Consider the following 22,965-nt stretch of genomic DNA (forward strand, 5'->3'; position numbering starts at 1 on the left):
AAAAGGATTACCCCATGAGCATGCTTAAAGACCCATCCAACAAGTACCGCCCATTCACCCAAATCCAGATTCCAGACCGCACCTGGCCGGACAAAATCATCGATAAGGCCCCCATCTGGCTGTCCACCGACTTGCGCGACGGTAACCAATCGCTGATCGAACCGATGGATGCCGAGAAGAAGATGCGCTTCTTCAAGTGCCTGCTGGCCGTGGGTTTGAAAGAAATCGAAGTGGGCTTCCCGTCCGCCTCGCAGACCGACTTTGACTTTGTCCGCGAGCTGATCGAAGGCGGGCATATTCCGGATGACGTGACCATCCAGGTGCTGACCCAGGCGCGCGAAGACCTGATCACCCGCACCTTCGAGTCACTCAAAGGGGCCAAAAAGGCCATCGTTCACTACTACAACGCCACCGCGCCGAGCTTTCGCAAGATCGTCTTTAACCAGGACAAAGCCGGCGTGGTTGAGATCGCCACCCACGCGGCGAAAATCATCACCCGCCTGGCCGCCGCCCAGCCGGACACCCAGTGGGGCTTCGAGTATTCACCGGAAGTGTTTAGCAGCACCGAAGTCGACTTCGCCGTTGAAGTGTGTAACGCCGTTATTGGCGTATTCCAGCCGACCCCAGCCAACAAGTTGATCCTCAACCTGCCAGCGACCATCGAGTGCGCCACGCCGAACAATTACGCCGACCAGGTCGAGTGGTTCGGCCGCCATGTTGACCGTCGCGACAGCGTGTTGCTCAGCGTACACACCCACAACGACCGCGGCACCGGCGTCGCGGCCACCGAACTGGCCGTCATGGCGGGCGCGGATCGCGTCGAAGGCTGCCTTTTCGGCAACGGCGAGCGCACCGGTAACGTCTGCTTAGTAACAGTCGCGTTGAACCTCTACACCCAGGGCATCAACCCCGGGTTGGACTTCTCCGACATCGACGCGGTGCGCAAGGTGGTCGAAGACTGCAACCAGATTCCGGTCCACCCGCGCCATCCCTATGTCGGCGATTTGGTGCACACCGCGTTCTCCGGCTCGCACCAGGATGCGATCCGCAAAGGCTTCGCTCAGCAGAAGGCCGACGCGGTTTGGGAAGTGCCGTACCTGCCGATTGACCCTGCCGATATCGGCCGCGATTACGAGGCGGTGATTCGCGTTAACAGCCAGTCCGGCAAGGGCGGCATCACCTTCCTGCTCGAGCAGGAATACGGCATCAATCTGCCGCGCCGCATGCAGATCGAGTTCAGCCAAGTGGTACAGAAGGAAACCGACCGCCTCGGCCTGGAAATGAGCGCCGCGCAGATTTATCAACTGCTCGAAACCGAGTACCTGCAAGCCACCGCACCCTACGCCCTGAAAGGCCATCGCCTGCAGGAAGAAAACGGCACCAGCGCGGTCGACGTTGAGGTCAACCATGCTGGGGAAACCCAGCACTGGCGTGGTATTGGCAAAGGCCCACTGGAGGCGCTGGTCGCCGGCTTGCCAGTGGCCGTGGAAATCATGGACTACAGCGAGCACGCCATCGGTGCCGGCACCCACGCCAAAGCAGCCGCCTACATCGAACTGCGCGTGGCCGGCGGCCGTGCTCTGCATGGCGTGGGCATCGACGAAAACATCACCACCGCCAGCTTCCGCGCGCTGTTTAGTGCGCTGAACCGGGCGCTGGCACAGGCCGATGCACAAGCGGCTTAAGCCTTAGTCCGAAATCCACAACGCCGGGCAATGCCCGGCGTTTGCGTATGTGCAGTTCCAATGTTGCTTCTGCAAACGGCTAAGAAATAACCAAGCCGATACGGGCCGGGCTACTTCAAGAAAAAATCATCCGCATCCAAATAAGCCGGGAAACGCTCGCGGTAAGCGGCCAACTCAGCGGCGCTGAGCGTGACGCGAAACACACCATCGGCATCACCCGGCTCAAGCAGCGCTTCACCCTGGAAATCCAGCACCTGACTGTCGCCGCTGTAGGCGTAGCCCTTGCCGTCCTCACCGATGCGGTTCACCGCGGCGACATAGCAGAGGTTTTCGATGGCTCGTGCTGGCAACAGGCGGTTCCAGTGATGGCGGCGCGCGGCGGGCCAGTTGGCGGTGTAGAGCAGCAAGTCAGTGTTTTCTGCATCACGGCTCCACACCGGAAAGCGCAGGTCGTAGCAGATCAGCGGACGCACCTGCCAACCCTTTACCTCTAGCAGCACCTGCTGTTCGCCAGCGCTGTAGTGCTTGTGCTCGCCCGCCATGCGGAACAGATGGCGCTTATCGTAGTGCGCCACCGAACCATCCGGACGCGCCCAAAGCAGGCGGTTGCGGTACGAACCGTCAGCGGCTTGGATAATCAGGCTACCGTTCACGACGGCTTGCAGCGCCTGAGCCTGCTCACGCAGCCACTGACTGGTCGGGCCGTCTTCGGGCTCGGCTAGGGCGGCGGAATCCATGGAAAAGCCGGTGCTGAACATCTCCGGCAGTACGATCAGATCGGCACCGCGCGCCTCCTCAAGCAGGGATGCGAAATGCGCGCGATTGGCGGCGGGGTCCTGCCAAGCCAGTGTGGTCTGGATCAAGGCCAACTCAAGATCGGGCAATTGCTTTAAATCGCGCATAGTTTCTCCGCCGCCTGACGCAGGGTTTCTTCGCGCTTGGCGAAGCAGAAGCGCACCAGACGCAGGTCCTTGGGCGGCTGCTGGTAGAACACCGATACCGGAATCGCTGCCACGCCATGTTCTCGGGTCAGCCATTCAGCCATGACTACATCGCCTAAGTCGGGACGAATGGCCGAATAATCGACCAGCTGGAAATAGGTACCGGGGGCGCGGGTAAAGCTAAATCGCGAATCCTTCAGCAGATCAGCGAACAGATCGCGCTTGGCCTGGTAGAACATCGGCAGCTCTTCGACATGCTCGGGATACTCAGCCATGTAATCAGCCAGCGCCCATTGCAGCGGCGTCACACCGCAGAAACTGACGTACTGATGGACCTTGCGCAGTTCAGCGCTCAAGGCCGGCGGTGCCACTACATAGCCGGTCTTCCAGCCGGTGACGTGGTAGGTTTTGCCAAAGGAGCTGACCACAAAGGCACGCTGATACAGTTCTTCATGGGCCAACACGCTGGCGTGGCGAAGGCCATCAAACACCAGATGCTCGTAAACCTCGTCGCTGATCAGGTAGATATCGCGCTCGCGGATCAGCGCGGCCAGCTGATCCAGCTCAGCGCGGCTGATCAATGCACCACTGGGGTTGTGCGGGCTGTTGAGGATGATCAAGCGCGTCTTGTCGCTCAACGCATCCTGCAGACGCTGCCAGTCGATGGCGAAGTCCGGCAGGGCCAACGGCACGTGCACACAGCGTCCGCCAGCCAGTTCGACCGAGGGCTCGTAGCTGTCATAGCTGGGATCAAAAACGATGACCTCATCGCCCGGACGGATGAGCGCCTGCACCGCACAGAAGATGCCTTGGGTGGCACCTGGCACGATGGTGACCTCTGTCTCAGCACTGACTGCACGGCCATAACTGCGAGCTATCTTCGCCGCCACCTGCTCGCGCAGTGCAGGCAAGCCAGTCATCGGCGCGTATTGGTTATGCCCGGCGGCAATATGCCGTCCGACCGCATCGCGCAGTGCTTGCGGCCCATCAAAATCGGGGAAGCCCTGGGACAAATTCAGCGCACCCGTCTCCAAGGCGAGCTGCGACATGCGGGTAAAAATCGTAGTGCCAACATTCGGCAACTTGCTGATGATCATCGAGGCAGCATCCGGCTTAAAAGCGAGTGGTGCGGCAGAATAATCGATTCCCAATAAACGCAAAAGGCACCCGGAGGTGCCTTTATAGAGCGCTTAAAGCCAAGCTTAGCGCTTGTCTTTGCGCTTCTTCTCGGCCTTTTTGTGGTGGCTCATCAAGCGGCGTTTCTTGTTCACCTGACGGTCCGTGAGGGTGTTTTTATTGCCCTCGTACGGGTTGTCGCCACCTTTGAACTCAATGCGGATCGGCGTACCCACCAGCTTAAGCACGCGGCGGTAGGTGTTTTCCAGGTAGCGGATATAGGACTTAGGCACCGCCTCGACCTGATTGCCGTGAATCACGATCAGCGGCGGGTTGGCACCGCCCAAGTGCGCGTAACGCAGCTTGATACGGCGGTTGTTGACCATGGGCGGCGCGTGATCGCTGACGGCGTCTTCCAGAATCGAGGTCAGACGATTGGTCGGCCAGCGGGTGATCGCCGACTTGAACGAGGCCTGCACCGACTTGTACAGGTTGCCCACGCCAGTGCCGTGCAGCGCTGAGATAAAGTGAATGTCGGCAAAGTCGACGAAGAACAGTCGGCGTTGCAATTCGACCTTAACGTAGTCGCGCTCGCTGGGCTCCATGCCGTCCCATTTGTTCAGCGCGATAACCAGTGCACGGCCGCTTTCCAGCACGAACCCCAGCAGATTGAGGTCATGGTCGACCACGCCTTCGCGGGCATCCATGACGAACACCACGACGTTGGAGTCCTGAATCGCCTGCAGGGTTTTCACCACCGAGAACTTTTCCACCGCCTCAAAGATCTTGCCGCGACGACGCACGCCAGCGGTGTCGATCAGGGTGTACTTCTCGTCATCACGCTCAAACGGGATATAGATGCTGTCGCGCGTCGTGCCGGCTTGGTCGTAGACGATAACCCGCTCTTCGCCGAGCATGCGGTTAACCAACGTCGACTTACCAACGTTGGGTCGACCAATGATCGCCAGCTTGATGCCGTCTTTTTCGCTCGGGCCGGGAATGCGCTTGGCCTCCTGACCTTCGAGGACTTCTTCCTCTTCCTCGCCCTCTTCCGGCTCGCTGGCATCCTTGGGGAAGGAGCCCAACACCGCCTCGAGCATCTGGGTGATGCCACGACCGTGCGCGCCGGCAATCGGCAGGGACTCGCCCATGCCCATGCTGGAAAATTCGGCGCGGGCCAGGTCAGTGTCGATGTTGTCGACCTTGTTGATGACCAGGAAGCTGCGCTTATTACGGCGACGCAAGTGCTCGCCAATCATCTGATCGGAGGCCGACAGGCCGGCACGGGCGTCAACCAGGAACAGCACGGCATCAGCCTCTTCGATGGCCTGCAGCGACTGCTCGGCCATTTTTGCATCAATGCCTTCCTCGTCCCCGGAGATACCACCGGTGTCGATGACGATATAGGTTCGCCCCTGCCACTTGGCCTCACCGTACTGGCGATCACGGGTCAGACCAGACAGGTCGCCGACAATCGCGTCACGGGACTTGGTCAAGCGGTTAAACAGGGTGGACTTGCCGACATTAGGGCGGCCCACCAGGGCAATTACGGGAACCATTAGGCTCTCCACTTCGTTATTTCAGAAAATACAAAAGCCGCTGCAGGGGCAGCGGCCAGAATTCAACGCGTTGGCGTTACCTCACACCCTTAACAGGTGTGCGATAACGCCAGCACTGGACGAGCAATTACTTGATGGTTAACGCCACCAGATTGCCGCCATTACCAAAGGCATACAGCCAGTCACCCACTACCAGCGGACGGGCACGCAGGCCATCACTGTCGATGCGCGTGCGACCGACGAAACGGCCGTCTACTTGGCTAACCAGGTGCAGGTAACCTTCATAGTCACCAAACACCACATAGCTGGAAAACACCTCAGGAGCCGACAGTTGGCGACGCGCCAACGCATCATTGCTCCACAAGGCAGAAGCCGAACGCTCGTCAATCCCTTCCACGGTGCCGCTGGCCTGGTTCACATAAACGCTGCCATAACCTTGGGCTACGCCCACCGAACTTGAGGCTTCGCGCTGCCAGAGGATACGACCGCTTTCCAGATCCATTGCCGCTACACGACCTTGATAGCTGACAGCGTATAGGGTACCAGCCGAAAGCAGCAGACCGCCGTCGATGTCAACCACGCGATCCAGCTCCGAGCGACCTTGCGGAACAGCCACACGCTGCTCCCAAACCGGAATGCCACGCTGCGCGTCCAGGGCAATGACTTTGCCGGTGGACAAACCTGCAATGGCCAGACGGTTGGTCAGTACCGGGCTGCCTGTGCCCCGCAAAGTCAAGACGGCCGGGGTGTTTTCGAAAATCCAGCGTTGCGAGCCGGTTTCCATATCAAAGGCGATCAGACGATCGTCCTGAGTCTGTACCAGCACCACGTCACCGTTGAGCGCCGGCGCAGCCAACACCTCACTGGTCACACGGGCACGCCATTTCTCTTCACCTGAGGTGCTGTCGAGAGCGATGATTTCGCCTTTCAACGTGCCCACCACAACCACGCCGTAGCCAGCAGCTACAGCACCCGAGACTGGCAATTCCAGATCAGCTTTCCAGATGACCTTGCCGTTCATGCGGTCCATGGCCACAACCAGGCCTTCAACATCGGCGGCATAGATCTGCTCGCCATCAATCGCCGGCACCAGCATGTTGAAGGTTTCGCCCTGGCCTTCACCAATCGAGCGGCTCCATTCCTTCTGCAAGCTCACTTCTTCTTCAAACTTGGGCAGATCGGCCGGCGGCAGTTCCTTCTTGCTATTGCTGCTGCAACCTACAGCCAAAACGGCCAGGGCCAGCAGTGCGGCATTCTTCCAGCGCATCACGTCATGCATCCCCTTTAGCCAGGTCATCCAGCTTCATTTGTAAACCACCGACTGCGGCGTCTTCAGCCAGCGCAGCCTTAGCTTTTTCGTAGGCCACATGGGCATCATCAGCACGGCCGAGTTGCACCAGCACATCACCTTTGAGTTCTTCGCGGCTGGCGGTGAACGCCGGCTCAACCTTGGCTTCGAGCAGCTTCAACGCATCCTCGGCCTTGCTCTGCGCAGCCAACACGCGCGCCAATCGCTGGCGTGCCAGTTCACCCACGCTGTCATCAGCAGGTTTATTGACGATGGACTGCAACTCAGCCGCAGCATCATCAAGCTTGCCCGCTTCCACGGCGACCTTGGCGACAAACAGGCTGCCGTATTGGGCGTAATGGGTGCCGGCATAATCATTTTTCAGGGTATTGGCCAACTCAGCCACTTTACCAGCGTCAGGCTTGCCGCTTGGATCGAGGGCTGCTTCCAACAGTTGCTGATAAACAATCGACGCGCCATGCGCCTGATTGCTCTGGTACTGCTGCCAGCCCTGCCAGCCGAGTACGACCACCAATGCCAGCACCACGCCTGTCAGCAACGGCATGCCGTTGCGCTGCCACCAATCCTTGATTACTGCCAGTTCTTCATCATCAGTACGCGAAACCACACCAACACTCCTATTCGCTAAATCACTTAACAGACGCTCAGGCCTGATTGGCGCAGTTCGCCAGGTGATCGGCCAATGCCGACCAGGCAATATCTTGTTGCTCGCCCTGACCGCGCAGCGGCTTGCAACCTACCATTTGCTGGGCCAGTTCGTCTTCACCGAGAATCAAGGCATACAAGGCACCGCTTTTATCGGCCTTCTTGAATTGGCTCTTGAAGCTGCCTGCGCCGGCATTCACCTGCAAACGCAGCCAAGGCAACTCATCGCGCAAACGTTCGCTAAGCGCCAAAGCGGCCAATTCTGCTGGTTCACCAAACGCGCAGAGGTATACATCGACGCTGCGGCCAATTTCAGCCGGTACTTTACCTAGAGTTTCGAGCAACAGCACCAAACGTTCGATGCCCATGGCAAAACCAACGCCCGGTGTTGGCTTGCCGCCCATCTGCTCAACCAGGCCATCATAACGACCACCGGCACACACGGTGCCTTGGGAGCCGAGTTGGTCGGTGACCCACTCGAACACGGTTTTGCTGTAGTAATCGAGCCCACGGACCAATTTGGGGTTGATCACGTAGGGCACACCGGCGGCATCCAGACGCGCTTTCAGACCGTCGAAATGCACACGCGACTCTTCGTCGAGGTAGTCGGCCAGCTTCGGCGCATTAACAAGCAAGGCTTGAGTTTCCGGTACTTTGCTGTCGAGCACACGCAGGGGGTTTGTGCCCATGCGGCGACGGCTGTCTTCGTCCAGTTGGTCTGCGTGCGCGGTCAGGAACTCCACCAGGGCATCACGGTATACCGCACGGGCAGCGCTGGTGCCGAGGCTATTGAGCTCAAGCTTGACCACATCGCGAATACCCAGCAGCCCCCACAGACGCCAAGTCAGTGCGATCAGTTCGGCGTCGATGTCCGGGCCATCGATGTTGAAGACCTCGACACCAATCTGGTGAAACTGACGGTAACGGCCTTTTTGCGGACGCTCGTGACGGAACATCGGGCCAATGTACCAGAGCTTCTGCGTTTGCCCGCCACCGGACAAGCCATGCTCCAACACCGCACGAACACAGGCCGCAGTGCCTTCAGGGCGCAGCGTCAGCGAATCACCGTTGCGGTCTTCGAAGGTGTACATCTCTTTTTCAACGATGTCGGTGACTTCACCAATCGAGCGCTTGAACAGCTCGGTGAACTCGACAATCGGCATGCGGATCTGGCGATAGCCGTAACCGTCCAGCAGACCGGCAACAGCACCTTCAAAGTAACGCCAGAGCGGCGTTTGCTCGGGCAAAATATCGTTCATGCCACGAATGGCTTGCAGGGGCTTGCTCAATTGTTTTCCTTAGCGCGTATCAGCTGCGCACGATAACCGCAGCGTCGGCCGCGACCTTGTCGGCCGCTTTCTGGCGGATCAGTTTTTCCAGTTCATCGACCAGGTTTTCATTGCTCAGTTTGAGTGCAGGCTTACCGTCGATGTAAATAAGATTGGGCGAACCACCCGTCAGGCCGATATGGGCCTCTTTGGCTTCACCGGGGCCGTTGACCACGCAACCGATCACGGCGACATCCAGCGGCACCAGCAGGTCCTCAACGCGCTGTTCTAGCTCGTTCATGGTTTTGACCACATCAAAGTTCTGCCGCGAACAGCTTGGGCAGGCAATGAAGTTGATGCCACGCGAGCGCAGACGCAGGGACTTGAGAATGTCGTAACCGACCTTGATCTCTTCAACCGGGTCCGCGGCCAAAGAAATACGGATGGTGTCGCCAATGCCCTCGGCCAACAGCATGCCAATACCCACGGCCGACTTGACCGTACCGGAGCGCAATCCGCCGGCTTCGGTGATGCCCAAATGCAGCGGCTGTTCAATTTGTTTGGCCAACAAGCGATAGGCGGCGACGGCCATAAACACGTCGGAAGCTTTAACGCTGACTTTGAAGTCCGGGAAATTCAACCGGTCCAAATGCTCAACGTGACGCAAGGCCGACTCAACCAGCGCCTCAGGCGTTGGCTCGCCATATTTTTTCTGCAGGTCTTTTTCCAGCGAACCGGCATTAACGCCGATGCGAATAGGGATACCCTTGTCGCGAGCTGCCTCTACCACGGCCCGAACACGGTCTTCGCGGCCAATGTTGCCCGGGTTTATGCGCAGGCAATCGACACCCAGTTCAGCCACACGCAGGGCGATCTGGTAATCAAAATGGATATCGGCAACGAGCGGCACGCGAACCTGCTGCTTGATGCGGCCAAAAGCTTCGGCGGCATCCATATCTGGCACCGATACACGGACGATATCGGCACCGGCATCTTCCAGGCGGCGAATCTGTGCAACGGTGGCGGCGACATCATTGGTGTCACTGTTGGTCATGCTTTGCACAGCAATCGGTGCATCACCACCCACTGGCACCGAACCTACCCAGATCTTGCGCGAAACGCGGCGCTTGATTGGCGATTCACACTGCATATTACTGCCCACCCAACTTGAGACGTGCGGTTTCACCGGAAATAAAAGGCGCTACATCAACCGAGTTGCCGTTGAGGCTCACCTGCGCGCCACGGGCGAAGCCCAAGCGCAGCTCCAATGGTGCCTTACCTGTCAGTTGCAGGCTCTCACCCTTGCGCTTGAGTGCACTGAACAGCACTTTGCCGTTGGCATCTGTCAGTTGCGTCCAGCAATCGGCAATGAAATTCACAGTAACCTGTGCTTCACCGGCGGCAAGTGGTGCGGCAGGCTCAGCTGCAACAGGCGTCGCAACTGGCGTCGGCACAGCAGGAGTAGCAGCAGCCAAAGCAGCCGTAGGCGCGATTACATCGGCCGCACTCACTACAGGCGTTGATTCAGCAGGTGATGGCAGCGATTCGGCAACCGCCGCCGTATCACCCGCGACCGGCACAGGGTCAGCGAGTACTGGCAATTCTGAGTTGGCAGCCTGAGCCGCATCTACGGCCTGATCTTCCGGCTCATCGAGAGAATGGATCTGCGTTGTACCGTCAGCACCCTCCACCTCAACATGCTCGATGCTGGTGGCGGCCAAATCTTCTGCGCGGCGCTCGGCTTGCTCCTGCCACCAGAAAAAACTCAACCCCGCCAAGGCCAACAACACCAAAAAGCTAACGGCGCGCAGGATCTTCTGCGAGTAACTGACGGGTTCTTCAATACGCCCCAAACTGTGCACATTGCTGCCGGCGGCATCACTGCCGGTGAACTGATCGAATTCAAGCACCAATCGGCTTTGGTCGATATCCAGCAACTTGGCATAGGCGCGTACATAGCCGCGGGCGAAGGTATGTCCCGGCAACTTGTCGAAGGCACCCTGCTCAATTTGTGAGAGCCGCTGAGGAGTCAAATTTAGCTGACCGGCAACATCAGCAATGGTCCAACCACGGCTCTCACGAGCCTTACGCAAAGTCTCGCCCGGATTGACACGGGGAACCGCTAGCACTTCTGGGGCTGCCGCTTTCATCATTGCTCCGACAGGAATTGCTGGTATTCCGGGGTGCCCGGATAGAGACGCTTGAGCTGCAAGGCAAGACTTGCCGCGTTATCACGCTCTTCAAAAATTTTTGCTAAGCGCACGCCTAGCAGCAGACTGCGGGCGTCATGTGGCGCAAGGGCAACGTAGCTGTCGTAATAACCGCGAGCAGGCACGTACTGCTTATCTTCATAAGAGAGCTGCGCCATCTCCATCAGCGCACGAGGCTGACGACTGTTAAGCCGTAGTGAGCGCTGAAAATAAGTCTTGGCTTCTTCACGCTGCTTCAACTGCAATGCGGTTAGCCCCAAGTTCTCAAACACGCGGGAACGTTCAGGGTAAAGCGTGTCCTGCGCAGCCTCGGTGTAGCGTTCCATGGCCTCTTGATAGCGCCCTTGCTCAAACAAAAAGCTTCCATAATTGTTCAGTAAACGTGCATCACCACGGCGCTCTGCCATCGCTTTACGAAAATGGCTGTCTGCCAGCTTTGGCTCCATTTCGATCTGGAAGACCAGAGCCAGCGCGGCATGTGCATCCGCATCTTTGTCATCAAGCTCCAACGCTTGACGCAGCGGCACTTTGGCGCGCTCTGTCTGGCCCTGCTGAAGGTATCCGATAGCCAATTGCACATAGGCATCACGGGCAGCGTCACGCCCTTTATCAGTTTTCATTGGATCAACATTACCGGTCGTGACACAGCCGGCTAAAACACTGGCAGCCAACAGCATTAATGCAAGGCGCAAGGTCATCGTAATCCTCCCATCAGGTTCGATTAGCGGCGGAACTCGGCGTTTCGGCCTCGCTACTCAATTCACGCACGGCAATGTAGCGTTCACTGCGACGGGTACGGTCCATAACCTGCCCAACCAACTGACCACATGCCGCATCAATATCTTCACCACGCGTTGTGCGCACAGTGACATTGTGACCAGCCTGGTGCAGCAGATCCTGAAAACGACGGATAGCGTTGTTGCTCGGCCGCTCGTACCCCGAGTGGGGGAATGGATTAAACGGAATGAGGTTGATCTTGCAAGGCACATCTTTGAGAAGTGCGATCATTTCCTCAGCGTGCTCAGTCTTATCGTTAACATCCTTGAGCAGGGTGTATTCGATTGTAAGAACGCGTTTCTCGCCAAGGCGCGAGACATAACGCTTACATGCTGCCAAGAGCATTTCCAGCGGGTACTTCTTGTTGATCGGCACCAATACGTTGCGCAGCGCATCATTAGGCGCGTGCAGCGAGAGGGCGAGCGATACATCGATCACTTCACCCAACTTGTCGATCATCGGTACAACGCCCGAGGTCGACAACGTCACCTTACGTTTGGAAATGCCATAACCCAGGTCATCCATCATGATTTTCATGGCGGCGACCACATTGTCGAAATTCAGCAGCGGCTCACCCATGCCCATCATCACCACATTGGTGATGGCACGGTCGATTTTTGCCGGAATACTGCCGAACGACTTATTGGCAATCCACACCTGACCGATCACTTCGGCGGCGCTCAGATCGCTGTTAAAGCCTTGTTTGCCTGTTGAGCAGAAACTGCAATCCAGCGCGCAACCGGCCTGCGACGACACACACAAGGTGCCCCGCGTGCCTTGGGGGATGTACACGGTTTCCACACAACTGCCCGACGCCACTCGCACAACCCACTTGCGCGTGCCATCGGTAGAAATATCTTCGCTGACCACTTCCGGGCCGCGGATTTCAGCACAGGCCTTGAGCTTTTCGCGCAAGACCTTGCTGACATTGCTCATGGCATCGAAATCATCGACGCCAAAGTGGTGAATCCACTTCATCATCTGACCGGCACGGAAACGCTTTTCCCCGATGCTTTCGAAGAATTGTTCCATCTCTGCCAGGGTCAGACCCAGCAGGTTGATTTTACCGGTAGCTTCAGTCATGGCTTCACCCTCACCCGATTCGCTTAGCGAATACGTGCGCAAACTTCGGTGGCAGCGAAGAAGTAAGCGATTTCGCGAGCAGCAGAGGCTTCCGAATCGGAACCGTGAACAGCGTTTTCGTCGATGGAAACAGCGAAATCAGCGCGGATGGTGCCAGCAGCTGCTTCTTTAGGGTTGGTAGCACCCATCAGATCGCGGTTTGCCAGAACAGCGTTTTCGCCTTCCAGAACCTGAACGATAACCGGACCGGAGGTCATGAAAGCAACCAGGTCCTTGAAGAAGCCGCGCTCGCTGTGCTCAGCGTAGAAGCCAGCAGCTTCGCGCTCGGACAGCTGAACCATTTTCGAAGCAACGACGCGCAGGCCGGCTTTTTCGAAACGAGTGGTGATCTCGCCAACAACGTTTTTAGCAACGGCATCAGGCTTGATGATGGAGAAAGTACGTTGAACAGCCATGTGAAACTCCAGAAACAATGATTAAAGCGAAAAATTAAACCCGCGAATTATACGCGGGTTCCGGTTAAATGCGTAGGGCACTACACAGCTCGTATTAGTCGGCCTCTTCGATCCAGGCGGCCTGAATGGCTTCAAGCACCTTCTCGCCGCCGCGCTGCGGGTCATCGCTGAACTCCGGCAACGCCAGAACCCACTTGTGCAGATCGACGAAGTTCACATAACGCGCGTCCACTTCAGGCTTACTTTCGGCAAGCTGGATGGCAATTTCCAGAACATCAACCCACTTCAGACTCATAACAACTCCTGATCTCAGTGCGGCGCTTCGGCGGCGTGATTGAGCGAGTACTTAGGGATCTCGATAGTTAAATCCTCATTCCCCACGATCACCTGACACGACAGGCGCGACTGCGGCTCCAAGCCCCAGGCTTTGTCGAGCATGTCCTCTTCCAGCTCATCAGGCTCATCCAGCGTGTCGAAGCCTTCACGGATAATGCAGTGACAGGTGGTGCAGGCACACACGCCGCCGCAGGCGCTTTCAATGTCGATGTGGTGCTCATGCGCCACCTCAAGCACTGATGTGCCGGGTGCCGCGTCAACCACCAAACCTTCCGGACACAGTACCGCGTGAGGCAGAAAAATGATCTGCGGCATGTTTATTCCTCAATCTCATCAAGACTACGGCCGGCCAATGCGGCCTTGACCGTGGCATCCAGGCGACGCGCCGCAAAGGCATCGGTCACCTGGGTCAAACGTTTGGTTTGCTGCTCGATTGCCAAGCCATCGTTACCCGCCATCAAATCACGCAATTGCTGCATCTGCGCGTCGATAGCCAGTCGTTCGTCAGCCTCCAGCAAGCGCTCACCATCGACCAACAGAGCCGCCTCAACCGCCTCCAGCAAACGCTGGGCATCGACCTGCTGCTCGCGCAACACGCGGGCAACTTTATCGTCGCCAGCGTTTTTGAAAGAGTCCTGCAACATGCGTGCGATTTCGCCGTCCGTCAGCCCATAGGACGGCTTGACCTGAATACTGGCCTCAACACCAGAGGCCAACTCACGCGCTGCCACGCTCAGCAGACCATCCGCATCCACCTGGAAGGTCACGCGAATCTTTGCCGCACCGGCCACCATCGGCGGAATACCGCGCAGCTCAAACCGCGCCAGGGAGCGGCAATCGCTGATCAGCTCACGCTCACCCTGCAGCACATGAATCATCATGGCCGTTTGGCCATCTTTATAAGTAGTGAAGTCCTGCGCACGTGCTACCGGGATGGTGGTGTTACGCGGGATGACTTTTTCCATCAGCCCACCCATGGTCTCCAGGCCCAACGACAGCGGAATCACATCCAGCAACAGCAACTCTTCGCCGTCACCACGCTTGTTACCCGCCAAGGCATCAGCCTGGATCGCTGCACCGATAGCAACCACCTGGTCCGGATCGATGTCCGCCAAGGGTTCACGGGCAAACAATTCCGCCACGGCCTGACGCACACGCGGCACGCGCGTAGAGCCGCCGACCATCACCACCGCCTCAACGTCTTCCAACTCGATGCCCGCATCACGCACCGCGCGGCGACAAGCTTTTAGGCTACGCGCAAGCAGCGGCTCTATCAGCGCATCAAATTGTTCACGGCTCAGCTCACCCTGCCAGCCGGCGTAATTGATGGACACCAGATCGCAATCGGTCAGCGCTTCTTTCGCCGCACAAGCCGCCTCAAGCAACAGGCGCTGCTCGCCCGGATCAAGGTCGGCAGACACACCGGCCTGCTGCACCACCCAGCTTGCAATGGCATGATCAAAGTCATCACCACCCAGAGCACTGTCGCCACCGGTGGCCAACACTTCAAACACACCACCGGTCAGGCGCAGCACCGAGATATCGAAGGTGCCGCCGCCCAAATCGTAAATCGCCACCACCCCTTCCGCATGCTGATCCAAGCCATAGGCAACAGCGGCGGCGGTTGGCTCATTGAGCAGGCGCAGCACGTTCAAACCCGCTAAGCGGGCAGCATCTTTAGTGGCCTGGCGTTGTGCGTCGTCAAAATATGCAGGCACGGTAATCACCGCGCCCACCAGTTCGCCACCCAAGGTTGCCTCAGCACGCAGCCGCAGCACCTTTAGAATTTCTGCTGAAACCTCAACGGGGCTCTTAGCCCCCTGCACCGTTTCGATAAACGGCATGTGCGACTCGCCTTCGGTAAAGCGATATGGCAGTTGCTCACCGAGCTGCTTAACGTCGGCTAAACCACGCCCCATTAAGCGCTTGACGGACAGAACAGTATTGAGTGGATCTGCCGAAGCGGCGGTCTTGGCCGATTCACCCACCTCAACCGAGCCCGCGTGATAGCGCACCGCCGACGGCAGAATGACCTGCCCAAGAGCATCGGCCAGTGGTTCCGAAAGGCCGCTGCGCACAGCAGCAACGAGCGAATTGGTGGTGCCCAAATCAATCCCCACTGCCAGCCTGCGCTGGTGTGGCTGGGGGCTTTGTCCGGGCTCAGCGATCTGCAGTAAGGCCATGGGTAATCAATGCTTAGGTGTCAGGCACGCATCAGAGCGCACCAGCGTTAATCGTCGAGGCGCTCTTCCAGCTGGCGAACCTCGTGAGAAAGCTTGTCGAGAAACTGCATGCGGCGCATCAGGCGCTCGGCCTGCTCACGCTGCTGCGGATCATCCCAACAAACCGCAAAACTTTCGTTGAGCTCATCCTGAGCCACTTTCAAGCGGCGCTTAAAGGATGCCACACCCGCCAGATCAGCGCTTTCGTGCAAATCTTCAAGCTCTTCGCGCAGCTGCATTTGCCGCAGCAGAAAACCCGGATCTTGCACCGTAACTTCCAGCGGCAACTCAGGGCCACGCAGCGCCAGTAAATAGCGCGCCCGCTGCGAAGGGCTTTTCAGGGTGCTGTAAGCCTCATTTAGGCTTGCGGACTGCTCAAGAGCCAAGCGCTGCTCACGCTCGGATGCATCAGCAAAGCGGTCTGGATGCACCTGACGCGCCAGTTCGCGGTAGCGATTGGCCAACAGGTCGGCATCCAGACGGAAGCTCGGCTGCAAATCAAATAAAGCAAAGTGACAAGGACTGCCCACGCGCGCCTCAGATATTGAAGCTTTCGCCGCAGCCACATTCGCCGCGTACGTTTGGGTTGTTGAACTTGAAGCCCTCGTTCAAGCCTTCTTTGACGAAGTCGAGCTCGGTGCCATCCAGGTAAACCAGACTCTTGGGATCGATGATGACCTTAACCCCATGACTCTCGAAAACCTGATCTTCGCCGGCAGCTTCATCGACGAACTCCAGCACATAGGCCAAACCCGAGCAGCCTGTGGTGCGCACACCCAGGCGAATGCCCTCGCCCTTACCACGCCCATCAATGGAACGCTGCACGTGCTGGGCGGCCGCTTCGGTCATGCTGATAGCCATCGAAACCTCCTTAGAGCAAACCTTTCTTCTGCTTGTAGTCGCGAACGGCGGCCTTGATGGCGTCTTCGGCAAGTACGGAGCAGTGAATTTTCACGGGCGGCAGGGCCAATTCTTCAGCCAGCTGAGTGTTCTTGATGGTTTCTGCTTCATCCAGGGTCTTACCCTTCATCCACTCAGTGGCGAGGGAGCTGGAAGCAATGGCCGAACCGCAGCCATAAGTCTTGAACTTGGCGTCTTCAATAACACCTTGTTCGTTAACCTTGATCTGCAAGCGCATTACGTCGCCACAGGCCGGAGCACCCACCATGCCAGTACCGACATCCGGATCTTCCGCATCCATCTTGCCGACGTTGCGCGGGTTTTCGTAGTGGTCAATGACCTTTTCACTGTATGCCATGTTGGTATTCCTTCCTCATCAGAGAGCCGCTCTTGCTCGGCGACTACTTAGTGCGCCGCCCACTCAATCTTGGAGATGTCGACACCGTCTTTGTACATATCCCACAGCGGCGACAACTCGCGCAGCTTGGTAACGGCCTCGCAGACTTTCTGCGCGGCGTAATCAATTTCTTCTTCGGTGGTGAAGCGGCCGAAGGTAAAGCGGATGGAGCTGTGCGCCAACTCGTCGTTACGACCCAACGCTCGCAATACGTAGGAAGGCTCCAAAGAGGCCGAGGTGCAGGCAGAACCAGACGAAACGGCCAGATCCTTGAGCGCCATGATCAGCGACTCGCCTTCCACATAGTTGAAACTGAGGTTCAGGTTGTGCGGTACGCGGGCAGTCATGCTGCCGTTTATGTACAGCTCTTCGAGACCGTCCACCTGCTTGTAGAAGCGATCGCGCAGCGCGGCAATACGCTGGCTTTCCTGCACCATCTCTTCTTTGGCGATACGGAACGCTTCACCCATGCCCACGCATTGGTGCGTAGCCAAGGTACCGGAACGCATGCCGCGCTCGTGACCGCCACCGTGAGTCTGAGCCTCCAGACGCACACGTGGCTTACGGCGCACATACAGCGCACCGACACCCTTAGGACCGTAGGTTTTGTGCGCGCAAAACGACATCAGATCAACTTTGAGCGATTCGAGATCGATGGCCACTTTACCGGTCGATTGCGCCGCATCGACATGCAAGAACACACCACGCGAGCGGGTGAGCTCACCAATCGCGGCGATATCGTTGATGGTGCCGATTTCGTTATTGACGTGCATCACAGACACCAGAATGGTGTCTTCGCGCAGCGCCGCTTCAATCATGGCCGGCGTGATCAAGCCATCTTCACCGGGCTCGATGTAAGTCACTTCAAACCCTTCGCGCTCCAGCTGGCGCATGGTGTCAAGCACCGCTTTGTGCTCGATCTTCGAGGTAATCAGGTGCTTACCTTTACTTTTGTAAAAGTCCGCGATGCCCTTGATGGCGAGGTTGTTGGATTCGGTCGCACCGGACGTCCAGACAATTTCTCGCGGGTCAGCGTTGACCAACTCAGCCACCTGACGGCGCGCATGCTCAACGGCTTCTTCAGCTTTCCAGCCAAATACGTGGGAGCGCGACGCTGGGTTTCCGAAGTTGCCGTCAACCAGCAGACACTCACTCATTTTTTGCGCAACACGCGGATCAACCGGCGTGGTGGCGGAATAATCGAGATAAATCGGCAATTTCATGAACACTTCTCCTAATCAGGTATCAGACCAGTCGGCCTACGCCCTTCCATCAATCGACGGCTGACGCTTCGATCTTATCTAGAAACAGCATCCTGCTGCCGTTGCAACGGCGCTGATCCTGGCGCTGGGCCACTTCCTGCACTTCTCGACGCGTGACCAAGTCGGCCAGACTGATGCCACTAAGAAACTCGTGAATCTGCTGACTGAGGTCACACCACAAATGATGGGTTAGGCAGGTATCGCCGGCATGGCAATCGCCTTGCCCCTGACAACGCGTGGCGTCAACAGACTCATTGACCGCATCAATGACTTCGGCAACCTGGATCCCGTGCATGTCACGCGAGAGCTGATAGCCACCACCCGGCCCGCGCACACTGGAGACCAGATTACCGCGGCGCAACTTGGCAAACAGCTGCTCAAGGTAAGAGAGGGAAATACCCTGGCGCTCAGAAATGTCAGCCAGAGATACCGGACCACGCTGCGCATGCAGCGCCAAGTCAAGCATGGCGGTGACGGCATAACGGCCTTTGGTGGTTAATCGCATAATGGGGTTACCGCGTGATCGCAATATGGGGCGATTATGCAATTCCCGAGTATTTAAGTCAACTATAAGACCTAGCGATTTAGTAGGAGATGCTCAGAGTGAAGGCCGGCATCATACCAAACCGACCACCCCCACACCATCAAACCGCCGGCTTGTCAGCTTCCTTGACCATCCCGGCGAAGTCCTCATTGCGCAACTGCGGCAGGTCCTTGGCGCAGTAATCACTGCCGAGGGATTTCAGCGCACCGCACATACCCTCAAGCCGACTGTCGACGGCATGCAAATGATCGAGCAATTGGCCAATTGCACGCGCCACAGGATCGGGCATGTCCTGACTCACGCCATAAGCATCGAAACCCAGCTTTTCGGCGATCGCCTGACGCTTGGCCTCCAGCTCATCATCCGCCTTGACGATGATACGACCCGGAATACCAACGGCCGTAGCGCCCGCTGGAACCGCCTTGGTCACCACCGCATTGGAGCCGATTTTCGCACCCGCACCAACAGTGAAAGGCCCCAGCACTTTGGCACCCGCCCCAACCACCACACCATCTTCCAGCGTGGGGTGACGCTTGCCTTTATTCCAACTGGTGCCGCCCAGGGTCACACCCTGATAAAGCGTCACGTCATTACCAATCTCGGCGGTTTCACCAATAACGATGCCCATACCGTGATCGATAAAAAATCTGCGGCCAATTTTCGCACCCGGATGAATCTCAATCCCCGTCAACCAGCGCCCGAAATTTGAAACAACACGCGCCAGCCATTTCCAACCGGACAACCACAAAGCATGAGCCAAGCGATGCAGCCATACCGCATGCAGGCCTGGATAGCAGGTCACCACCTCAAAGGCATTGCGCGCAGCTGGATCGCGATGAAAAACACTCTGGATATCCTCTCGCATGCGCTCAAACATCTGTACTTCCTCGCTTATGGGGCTCGCCACGCGCCGCCTTAATGGTTTCGGTCAAAATGCCGCGCAGGATATTCACTTCCAACTTGGTTACCCCGCTGCGTCCGTACAAACGCCGCAGGCGACTCATCAAATGCCGTGGCTTCAGCGGGTCAAGAAAGCCAATCTGCACCAATGCCTGCTCCAAGTGAACAAAATAAGATTCCAGCTCATCCGCCGTAACCGGCTCGTCACCAGCCTCGACTACCGCTTCGAACTTAAGCGGTAAGCCTTCCGCAGCCAGCCAGCCCAGTCGCACCTCATAAGCCAAGACCTGCACCGCAGCCGCCAGGTTCAACGAACTGAAGGCTGGATCAGAAGGAATATGCACATGAAAGTGGCAACGCTGCAGTTCATCGTTTGTCAGGCCGGCATATTCACGACCAAACACCAAGGCAACCTGAGCGCCCTGCCCCGCCTGCTCGCACGCTGCAACCCCACACTCGCGCGGTTCAAGCATCGGCCATGGGATATGACGGTTACGGGCACTAGTACCCATTACCAACCGGCACCCAACCAAGGCCTCCTCAAGTGTTGCAACTACCTGCGCGGACTCAAGAATATCGCTAGCCCCCGAAGCCCTGGCCACCGCCTCCTCGCTCGGAAAATCCTGCGGATCGACCAGAACTAGACGCGACAAACCCATATTTTTCATAGCACGGGCTGCACCGCCGATATTTCCCGGATGACTGGTACCCACCAACACAACGCGAATATTTTCCAGCACCACAAACGCTCTCAAGGCAAGGCATTAAGCGGCAAATCTTACAGAATCGACCACACTTACGCCACGCAAGGCGTAGGTTGCACTTCAACCGCGAAACTTTTCTGCTAGAATGGCCGGCTTTCTTTAACGACCCAGGTGAACATCCATGCAGCCCATGCTGAATATCGCGCTGCGCGCAGCCCGTAGCGCCGGCGAAATGATCTTCCGCTCGACCGAACGCTTGGACGTCATCTCGATCGACGAGAAAGAAGCCAAGGATTATGTGACTGAAATTGATCGCTCCGCCGAGCAACTGATCATTCAGGCCATTCGCAAAGCATTCCCCAACCACGGCATTCTCGGCGAAGAAAGTGGCATGAGTGCAGGCACCGGTGACGGCGCAGATTACGTGTGGATCATTGATCCACTCGATGGCACCACCAACTTTATTCGCGGCATTCCGCATTACGCTGTGAGCATCGCGTGCAAATACCGCGGTCGGCTTGAGCATGCGGTAATCATCGACCCGGTGCGCCAAGAAGAATTCACCGCCAGCCGTGGCCGTGGCGCTGCCCTGAACGGTCGCCGCCTGCGCGTCGGCAACCGCAAGAGCCTCGAGGGCGCGCTGCTCGGTACGGGCTTCCCGTTCCGCGACAGCCAGATGGAAAACCTTGAAAACTATATCGGCATGTTCCGCAGCCTGGTCGGCCAGACTGCCGGCGTGCGCCGTGCGGGCGCAGCCAGCCTAGACTTGGCCTACGTGGCCGCCGGCCGTTTCGATGCTTTCTGGGAATTTGGCCTGTCCGAATGGGACATGGCAGCAGGCGCTCTGCTGATTCAAGAAGCTGGCGGCCTGATCAGCGATTTCAGCGGCGGTCACGAGTTCCTTGAAAAAGGCCAGATCGTAGCCGGCAACACCAAATGCTTTAAAGCGGTACTCACCGCCATCCAGCCGCATTTGTCAGCCTCGCTAAAGCGCTGATCAAACGCCCACAAAAAAGCGCCTTCCGAGGCGCTTTTTTATGGATCAAATTCCGCCAAGTGCTGCCTATGGCAACACCGGCTAGCGCTTTCAGTTAGCCTGATCCGCCAATACCAACTGACCATCACGAACGGGGATCTGACGACCCGGATCGCTGGCCATGCGCACCTCAGCCACCTTGCCATCCAATTCGTACTTCACGTCATAACCCAAGCGCTTCTCGCTGGTATCGATCACCGTGCTGCAGCGCGTTTCGGTTGTCGTATAGGTGTCAGTACCCTGCATGTGCTCTTGCGCTTTATTACCGGCATAACCCCCACCTACAGCACCGGCAACGGTTGCGATTTTTTTACCGTTGCCGCCGCCGACCTGATTGCCCAGCAGCCCGCCTACAACAGCACCTATGGCCGTGCCCGCTATCTGATGCCGGTCTTTGACAGGCGCCTGACGGGTTATCGCCACTTCTTTACAGACTTCACGCGGGGTCTTGATTGTTTCGTTGACCGGTTTAACGGCCAACACCTGCGCATACTGCGGCGCACTGACCAAGCTGTAGGTCGCCACTGCGCCTCCTGCCGTCACACCCACAGCCCCCAACACAGCGCCGACAACCATAGACTTGTTCATTTTGACTCCTTATTCACGCGGTACATGACGCACCAGACCTGTGAACTTGGAGCACAAAAAAGCCGGGCAAGTTCAGCACTTGCCCGGCTCATTTACCGCATTGCGAAGGAGCGCACAGTATCAGGGGCGCTCATCCACCTCTTCAGCCACCACCGGAGGAATCAGGTCATCCACCGAGAGGTTAAGCCAAACCAGTACCACGTTAGCTATGTATACCGATGAGTAGGTGCCCGCACTTACCCCAACAAACAGCGCCACCGAAAAACCAAACAGGTTGTCGCCTGCAAACATCAGGAGAGCAGCTATCGCCAGCAAAGTCGAGATGGACGTGGCCATGGTGCGAAGCAGCGTCTGGGTAGTGGAAATGTTGATGTTCTCAATCAACGTCGCCTTGCGCAGTACGCGGAAGTTTTCTCGCACCCGGTCAAAAACCACAATAGTGTCGTTGAGCGAGTAACCAATGATTGCCAGTATTGCTGCCAACACAGTCAGGTCAAAGGTGATCTGGAAAAACGAGAGAATACCGAGCGTGACAATAACGTCGTGCACCAAAGACACAACCGCGCCAACGCCGAACTTCCACTGAAAGCGAAAAACCAGGTACAGCATTACGCCACCCAGCGCCAACAGCAGACCAAGACCGCCCTGATCGCGCAGCTCTTCACCCACTTGCGGACCGACGAACTCGACCTTTTTCACCTCAAGCTGATCACCTGCCTGACGCAAAGCAGTGGCTACGTTATTACCCAGGTTGGGATCATCGCCCTGCATGCGCACGACCACATCAGTGGTCGCCCCGAAGGTTTGCACAACAGCATCACCAAAACCTGCATCACCCAACTGCGCGCGGATTTTACCCAAGTCAGCCGGCTGCTCGTAGCTGAGTTCAATTTGTGTACCACCGGTAAAATCCAAACCAAAATTCAACCCCTTAGTGAACAGGCTGAATAATGCTAGAAGTGTCAGTAATACCGTGAAGGCGAACGCAATGTTGCGCACGCCCATGAAGTTGATCGTACGATTCATCA

General features: G+C 57.4%; 25 protein-coding genes. 2 read left to right on the plus strand and 23 right to left on the minus strand.

Going from position 1 to position 22,965, the window contains the following annotated elements; translation table 11 throughout:
• Positions 1 to 14: 14 nt before the first annotated feature.
• Positions 15 to 1,685 carry a 2-isopropylmalate synthase gene (gene leuA, locus AUK77_RS12280; RefSeq protein WP_296130133.1) on the plus strand — a complete coding sequence of 557 codons (1,671 nt, stop codon included), beginning with the start codon at positions 15 to 17 and terminating at the stop codon, positions 1,683 to 1,685.
• Between the two features lie 110 nt (positions 1,686 to 1,795).
• Here the strand turns inward: leuA and AUK77_RS12285 are convergent, their stop codons facing one another.
• The 21 genes from AUK77_RS12285 to trmJ all read right to left on the minus strand — a co-directional run bounded on the left by AUK77_RS12285 (position 1,796) and on the right by trmJ (position 20,352).
• Complete coding sequence (locus tag AUK77_RS12285) at positions 1,796 to 2,587, minus strand: amidohydrolase (RefSeq protein WP_296130136.1); 792 nt, start codon at positions 2,585 to 2,587, stop codon at positions 1,796 to 1,798.
• Positions 2,575 to 3,723 carry a pyridoxal phosphate-dependent aminotransferase gene (locus AUK77_RS12290; protein ID WP_296130138.1) on the minus strand — a complete coding sequence of 383 codons (1,149 nt, stop codon included), beginning with the start codon at positions 3,721 to 3,723 and terminating at the stop codon, positions 2,575 to 2,577. Before AUK77_RS12290 ends, AUK77_RS12285 begins: the two co-directional genes overlap by 13 nt.
• Before the next feature lie 105 nt (positions 3,724 to 3,828).
• On the minus strand, positions 3,829 to 5,301 hold the full coding sequence (der, locus tag AUK77_RS12295) for a ribosome biogenesis GTPase Der (RefSeq protein WP_296130139.1): 1,473 nt from the start codon (positions 5,299 to 5,301) through the stop codon (positions 3,829 to 3,831).
• A 127-nt stretch (positions 5,302 to 5,428) separates the two neighbouring features.
• Positions 5,429 to 6,580 (minus strand): outer membrane protein assembly factor BamB, encoded by a 1,152-nt coding sequence (gene bamB / locus AUK77_RS12300; RefSeq protein WP_296130196.1) that lies wholly within the window; start codon positions 6,578 to 6,580, stop codon positions 5,429 to 5,431.
• Positions 6,573 to 7,154, minus strand: a complete 582-nt coding sequence (locus tag AUK77_RS12305) for a tetratricopeptide repeat protein (protein WP_296130198.1) — start codon at positions 7,152 to 7,154, stop codon at positions 6,573 to 6,575. The genes bamB and AUK77_RS12305 overlap by 8 nt, the downstream gene beginning before the upstream one ends.
• Before the next feature lie 100 nt (positions 7,155 to 7,254).
• The gene (gene hisS, locus AUK77_RS12310; protein WP_296130141.1) at positions 7,255 to 8,544 is read right to left on the minus strand and encodes a histidine--tRNA ligase; all 1,290 of its coding nucleotides are present in this window, start codon (positions 8,542 to 8,544) and stop codon (positions 7,255 to 7,257) included.
• A gap of 19 nt (positions 8,545 to 8,563) precedes the next feature.
• Positions 8,564 to 9,673, minus strand: a complete 1,110-nt coding sequence (gene ispG, locus AUK77_RS12315; RefSeq protein ID WP_296130142.1) for a flavodoxin-dependent (E)-4-hydroxy-3-methylbut-2-enyl-diphosphate synthase — start codon at positions 9,671 to 9,673, stop codon at positions 8,564 to 8,566.
• 1 nt (position 9,674) lies between these two features.
• Positions 9,675 to 10,673, minus strand: a complete 999-nt coding sequence (locus AUK77_RS12320; protein WP_296130144.1) for a RodZ family helix-turn-helix domain-containing protein — start codon at positions 10,671 to 10,673, stop codon at positions 9,675 to 9,677.
• Positions 10,673 to 11,431, minus strand: coding sequence for a type IV pilus biogenesis/stability protein PilW (gene pilW, locus AUK77_RS12325; RefSeq protein WP_296130146.1), 759 nt, complete (start codon positions 11,429 to 11,431; stop codon positions 10,673 to 10,675). The genes AUK77_RS12320 and pilW overlap by 1 nt, the downstream gene beginning before the upstream one ends.
• A gap of 13 nt (positions 11,432 to 11,444) precedes the next feature.
• Positions 11,445 to 12,593, minus strand: a complete 1,149-nt coding sequence (gene rlmN / locus AUK77_RS12330; protein WP_296130148.1) for a 23S rRNA (adenine(2503)-C(2))-methyltransferase RlmN — start codon at positions 12,591 to 12,593, stop codon at positions 11,445 to 11,447.
• A 23-nt stretch (positions 12,594 to 12,616) separates the two neighbouring features.
• Positions 12,617 to 13,048, minus strand: a complete 432-nt coding sequence (gene ndk, locus AUK77_RS12335; protein ID WP_296130150.1) for a nucleoside-diphosphate kinase — start codon at positions 13,046 to 13,048, stop codon at positions 12,617 to 12,619.
• Between the two features lie 94 nt (positions 13,049 to 13,142).
• Positions 13,143 to 13,343, minus strand: coding sequence for a Fe-S cluster assembly protein IscX (iscX, locus tag AUK77_RS12340; RefSeq protein WP_296130154.1), 201 nt, complete (start codon positions 13,341 to 13,343; stop codon positions 13,143 to 13,145).
• A gap of 14 nt (positions 13,344 to 13,357) precedes the next feature.
• Positions 13,358 to 13,699: an ISC system 2Fe-2S type ferredoxin gene (gene fdx / locus AUK77_RS12345; RefSeq protein WP_296130159.1), complete on the minus strand. Its 342-nt coding sequence runs from the start codon at positions 13,697 to 13,699 to the stop codon at positions 13,358 to 13,360.
• A gap of 2 nt (positions 13,700 to 13,701) precedes the next feature.
• Positions 13,702 to 15,567, minus strand: a complete 1,866-nt coding sequence (hscA, locus tag AUK77_RS12350) for a Fe-S protein assembly chaperone HscA (protein WP_296130162.1) — start codon at positions 15,565 to 15,567, stop codon at positions 13,702 to 13,704.
• A gap of 47 nt (positions 15,568 to 15,614) precedes the next feature.
• Positions 15,615 to 16,136, minus strand: a complete 522-nt coding sequence (gene hscB / locus AUK77_RS12355; protein ID WP_296130165.1) for a co-chaperone HscB — start codon at positions 16,134 to 16,136, stop codon at positions 15,615 to 15,617.
• Between the two features lie 7 nt (positions 16,137 to 16,143).
• Positions 16,144 to 16,467: an iron-sulfur cluster assembly protein IscA gene (gene iscA, locus AUK77_RS12360; RefSeq protein ID WP_296130167.1), complete on the minus strand. Its 324-nt coding sequence runs from the start codon at positions 16,465 to 16,467 to the stop codon at positions 16,144 to 16,146.
• Between the two features lie 10 nt (positions 16,468 to 16,477).
• Entirely contained in the window at positions 16,478 to 16,864 is a 387-nt protein-coding gene (gene iscU / locus AUK77_RS12365; RefSeq protein WP_040261926.1) for a Fe-S cluster assembly scaffold IscU, read from the minus strand.
• Positions 16,865 to 16,911: 47 nt separating this feature from the next.
• Complete coding sequence (locus AUK77_RS12370) at positions 16,912 to 18,126, minus strand: IscS subfamily cysteine desulfurase (protein WP_296130168.1); 1,215 nt, start codon at positions 18,124 to 18,126, stop codon at positions 16,912 to 16,914.
• Between the two features lie 49 nt (positions 18,127 to 18,175).
• On the minus strand, positions 18,176 to 18,670 hold the full coding sequence (gene iscR, locus AUK77_RS12375) for a Fe-S cluster assembly transcriptional regulator IscR (protein WP_296130171.1): 495 nt from the start codon (positions 18,668 to 18,670) through the stop codon (positions 18,176 to 18,178).
• Positions 18,671 to 18,809: 139 nt separating this feature from the next.
• Entirely contained in the window at positions 18,810 to 19,586 is a 777-nt protein-coding gene (gene cysE / locus AUK77_RS12380) for a serine O-acetyltransferase (RefSeq protein WP_296130174.1), read from the minus strand.
• Complete coding sequence (gene trmJ / locus AUK77_RS12385) at positions 19,579 to 20,352, minus strand: tRNA (cytosine(32)/uridine(32)-2'-O)-methyltransferase TrmJ (protein WP_296130175.1); 774 nt, start codon at positions 20,350 to 20,352, stop codon at positions 19,579 to 19,581. Before trmJ ends, cysE begins: the two co-directional genes overlap by 8 nt.
• Positions 20,353 to 20,494: 142 nt before the next feature.
• Here trmJ and suhB point away from each other — a divergent pair, with 142 nt between their 5' ends.
• Positions 20,495 to 21,310, plus strand: a complete 816-nt coding sequence (gene suhB / locus AUK77_RS12390; RefSeq protein WP_296130176.1) for an inositol-phosphate phosphatase — start codon at positions 20,495 to 20,497, stop codon at positions 21,308 to 21,310.
• A 90-nt stretch (positions 21,311 to 21,400) separates the two neighbouring features.
• On the opposite strand, the gene AUK77_RS12395 is transcribed toward suhB, so the two are convergent.
• A complete protein-coding gene (locus AUK77_RS12395) occupies positions 21,401 to 21,937 on the minus strand; it encodes a glycine zipper 2TM domain-containing protein (RefSeq protein WP_296130179.1) in 537 nt (178 codons plus the stop codon).
• 120 nt (positions 21,938 to 22,057) lie between these two features.
• On the minus strand, positions 22,058 to 22,963 hold the full coding sequence (gene secF / locus AUK77_RS12400; protein WP_296130180.1) for a protein translocase subunit SecF: 906 nt from the start codon (positions 22,961 to 22,963) through the stop codon (positions 22,058 to 22,060).
• Between the last annotated feature and the right edge of the window lie 2 nt (positions 22,964 to 22,965).

This window comes from Pseudomonas sp. Ga0074129, assembly GCA_001465025.1.
In the GTDB taxonomy this organism is placed as follows: Bacteria; Pseudomonadota; Gammaproteobacteria; order Pseudomonadales; family Pseudomonadaceae; genus Aquipseudomonas.

Bases quoted from the DNA above. Each gene is read 5' to 3' on its own strand.
- AUK77_RS12320 (WP_296130144.1), bottom strand. From the start codon at position 10,673: ATGAAAGCGGCAGCCCCAGAAGTGCTAGCGGTTCCCCGTGTCAATCCG.
- bamB (WP_296130196.1), bottom strand. From the start codon at position 6,580: ATGCATGACGTGATGCGCTGGAAGAATGCCGCACTGCTGGCCCTGGCC.
- iscA (WP_296130167.1), bottom strand. From the start codon at position 16,467: ATGGCTATCAGCATGACCGAAGCGGCCGCCCAGCACGTGCAGCGTTCC.
- der (WP_296130139.1), bottom strand. From the start codon at position 5,301: ATGGTTCCCGTAATTGCCCTGGTGGGCCGCCCTAATGTCGGCAAGTCC.
- iscX (WP_296130154.1), bottom strand. From the start codon at position 13,343: ATGAGTCTGAAGTGGGTTGATGTTCTGGAAATTGCCATCCAGCTTGCC.
- leuA (WP_296130133.1), top strand. From the start codon at position 15: ATGAGCATGCTTAAAGACCCATCCAACAAGTACCGCCCATTCACCCAA.
- ndk (WP_296130150.1), bottom strand. From the start codon at position 13,048: ATGGCTGTTCAACGTACTTTCTCCATCATCAAGCCTGATGCCGTTGCT.
- hscA (WP_296130162.1), bottom strand. From the start codon at position 15,567: ATGGCCTTACTGCAGATCGCTGAGCCCGGACAAAGCCCCCAGCCACAC.
- AUK77_RS12305 (WP_296130198.1), bottom strand. From the start codon at position 7,154: ATGCCGTTGCTGACAGGCGTGGTGCTGGCATTGGTGGTCGTACTCGGC.
- AUK77_RS12290 (WP_296130138.1), bottom strand. From the start codon at position 3,723: ATGATCATCAGCAAGTTGCCGAATGTTGGCACTACGATTTTTACCCGC.
- cysE (WP_296130174.1), bottom strand. From the start codon at position 19,586: ATGTTTGAGCGCATGCGAGAGGATATCCAGAGTGTTTTTCATCGCGAT.
- AUK77_RS12395 (WP_296130179.1), bottom strand. From the start codon at position 21,937: ATGAACAAGTCTATGGTTGTCGGCGCTGTGTTGGGGGCTGTGGGTGTG.
- AUK77_RS12370 (WP_296130168.1), bottom strand. From the start codon at position 18,126: ATGAAATTGCCGATTTATCTCGATTATTCCGCCACCACGCCGGTTGAT.
- pilW (WP_296130146.1), bottom strand. From the start codon at position 11,431: ATGACCTTGCGCCTTGCATTAATGCTGTTGGCTGCCAGTGTTTTAGCC.
- AUK77_RS12285 (WP_296130136.1), bottom strand. From the start codon at position 2,587: ATGCGCGATTTAAAGCAATTGCCCGATCTTGAGTTGGCCTTGATCCAG.
- iscU (WP_040261926.1), bottom strand. From the start codon at position 16,864: ATGGCATACAGTGAAAAGGTCATTGACCACTACGAAAACCCGCGCAAC.
- ispG (WP_296130142.1), bottom strand. From the start codon at position 9,673: ATGCAGTGTGAATCGCCAATCAAGCGCCGCGTTTCGCGCAAGATCTGG.
- suhB (WP_296130176.1), top strand. From the start codon at position 20,495: ATGCAGCCCATGCTGAATATCGCGCTGCGCGCAGCCCGTAGCGCCGGC.
- iscR (WP_296130171.1), bottom strand. From the start codon at position 18,670: ATGCGATTAACCACCAAAGGCCGTTATGCCGTCACCGCCATGCTTGAC.
- fdx (WP_296130159.1), bottom strand. From the start codon at position 13,699: ATGCCGCAGATCATTTTTCTGCCTCACGCGGTACTGTGTCCGGAAGGT.
- secF (WP_296130180.1), bottom strand. From the start codon at position 22,963: ATGAATCGTACGATCAACTTCATGGGCGTGCGCAACATTGCGTTCGCC.
- rlmN (WP_296130148.1), bottom strand. From the start codon at position 12,593: ATGACTGAAGCTACCGGTAAAATCAACCTGCTGGGTCTGACCCTGGCA.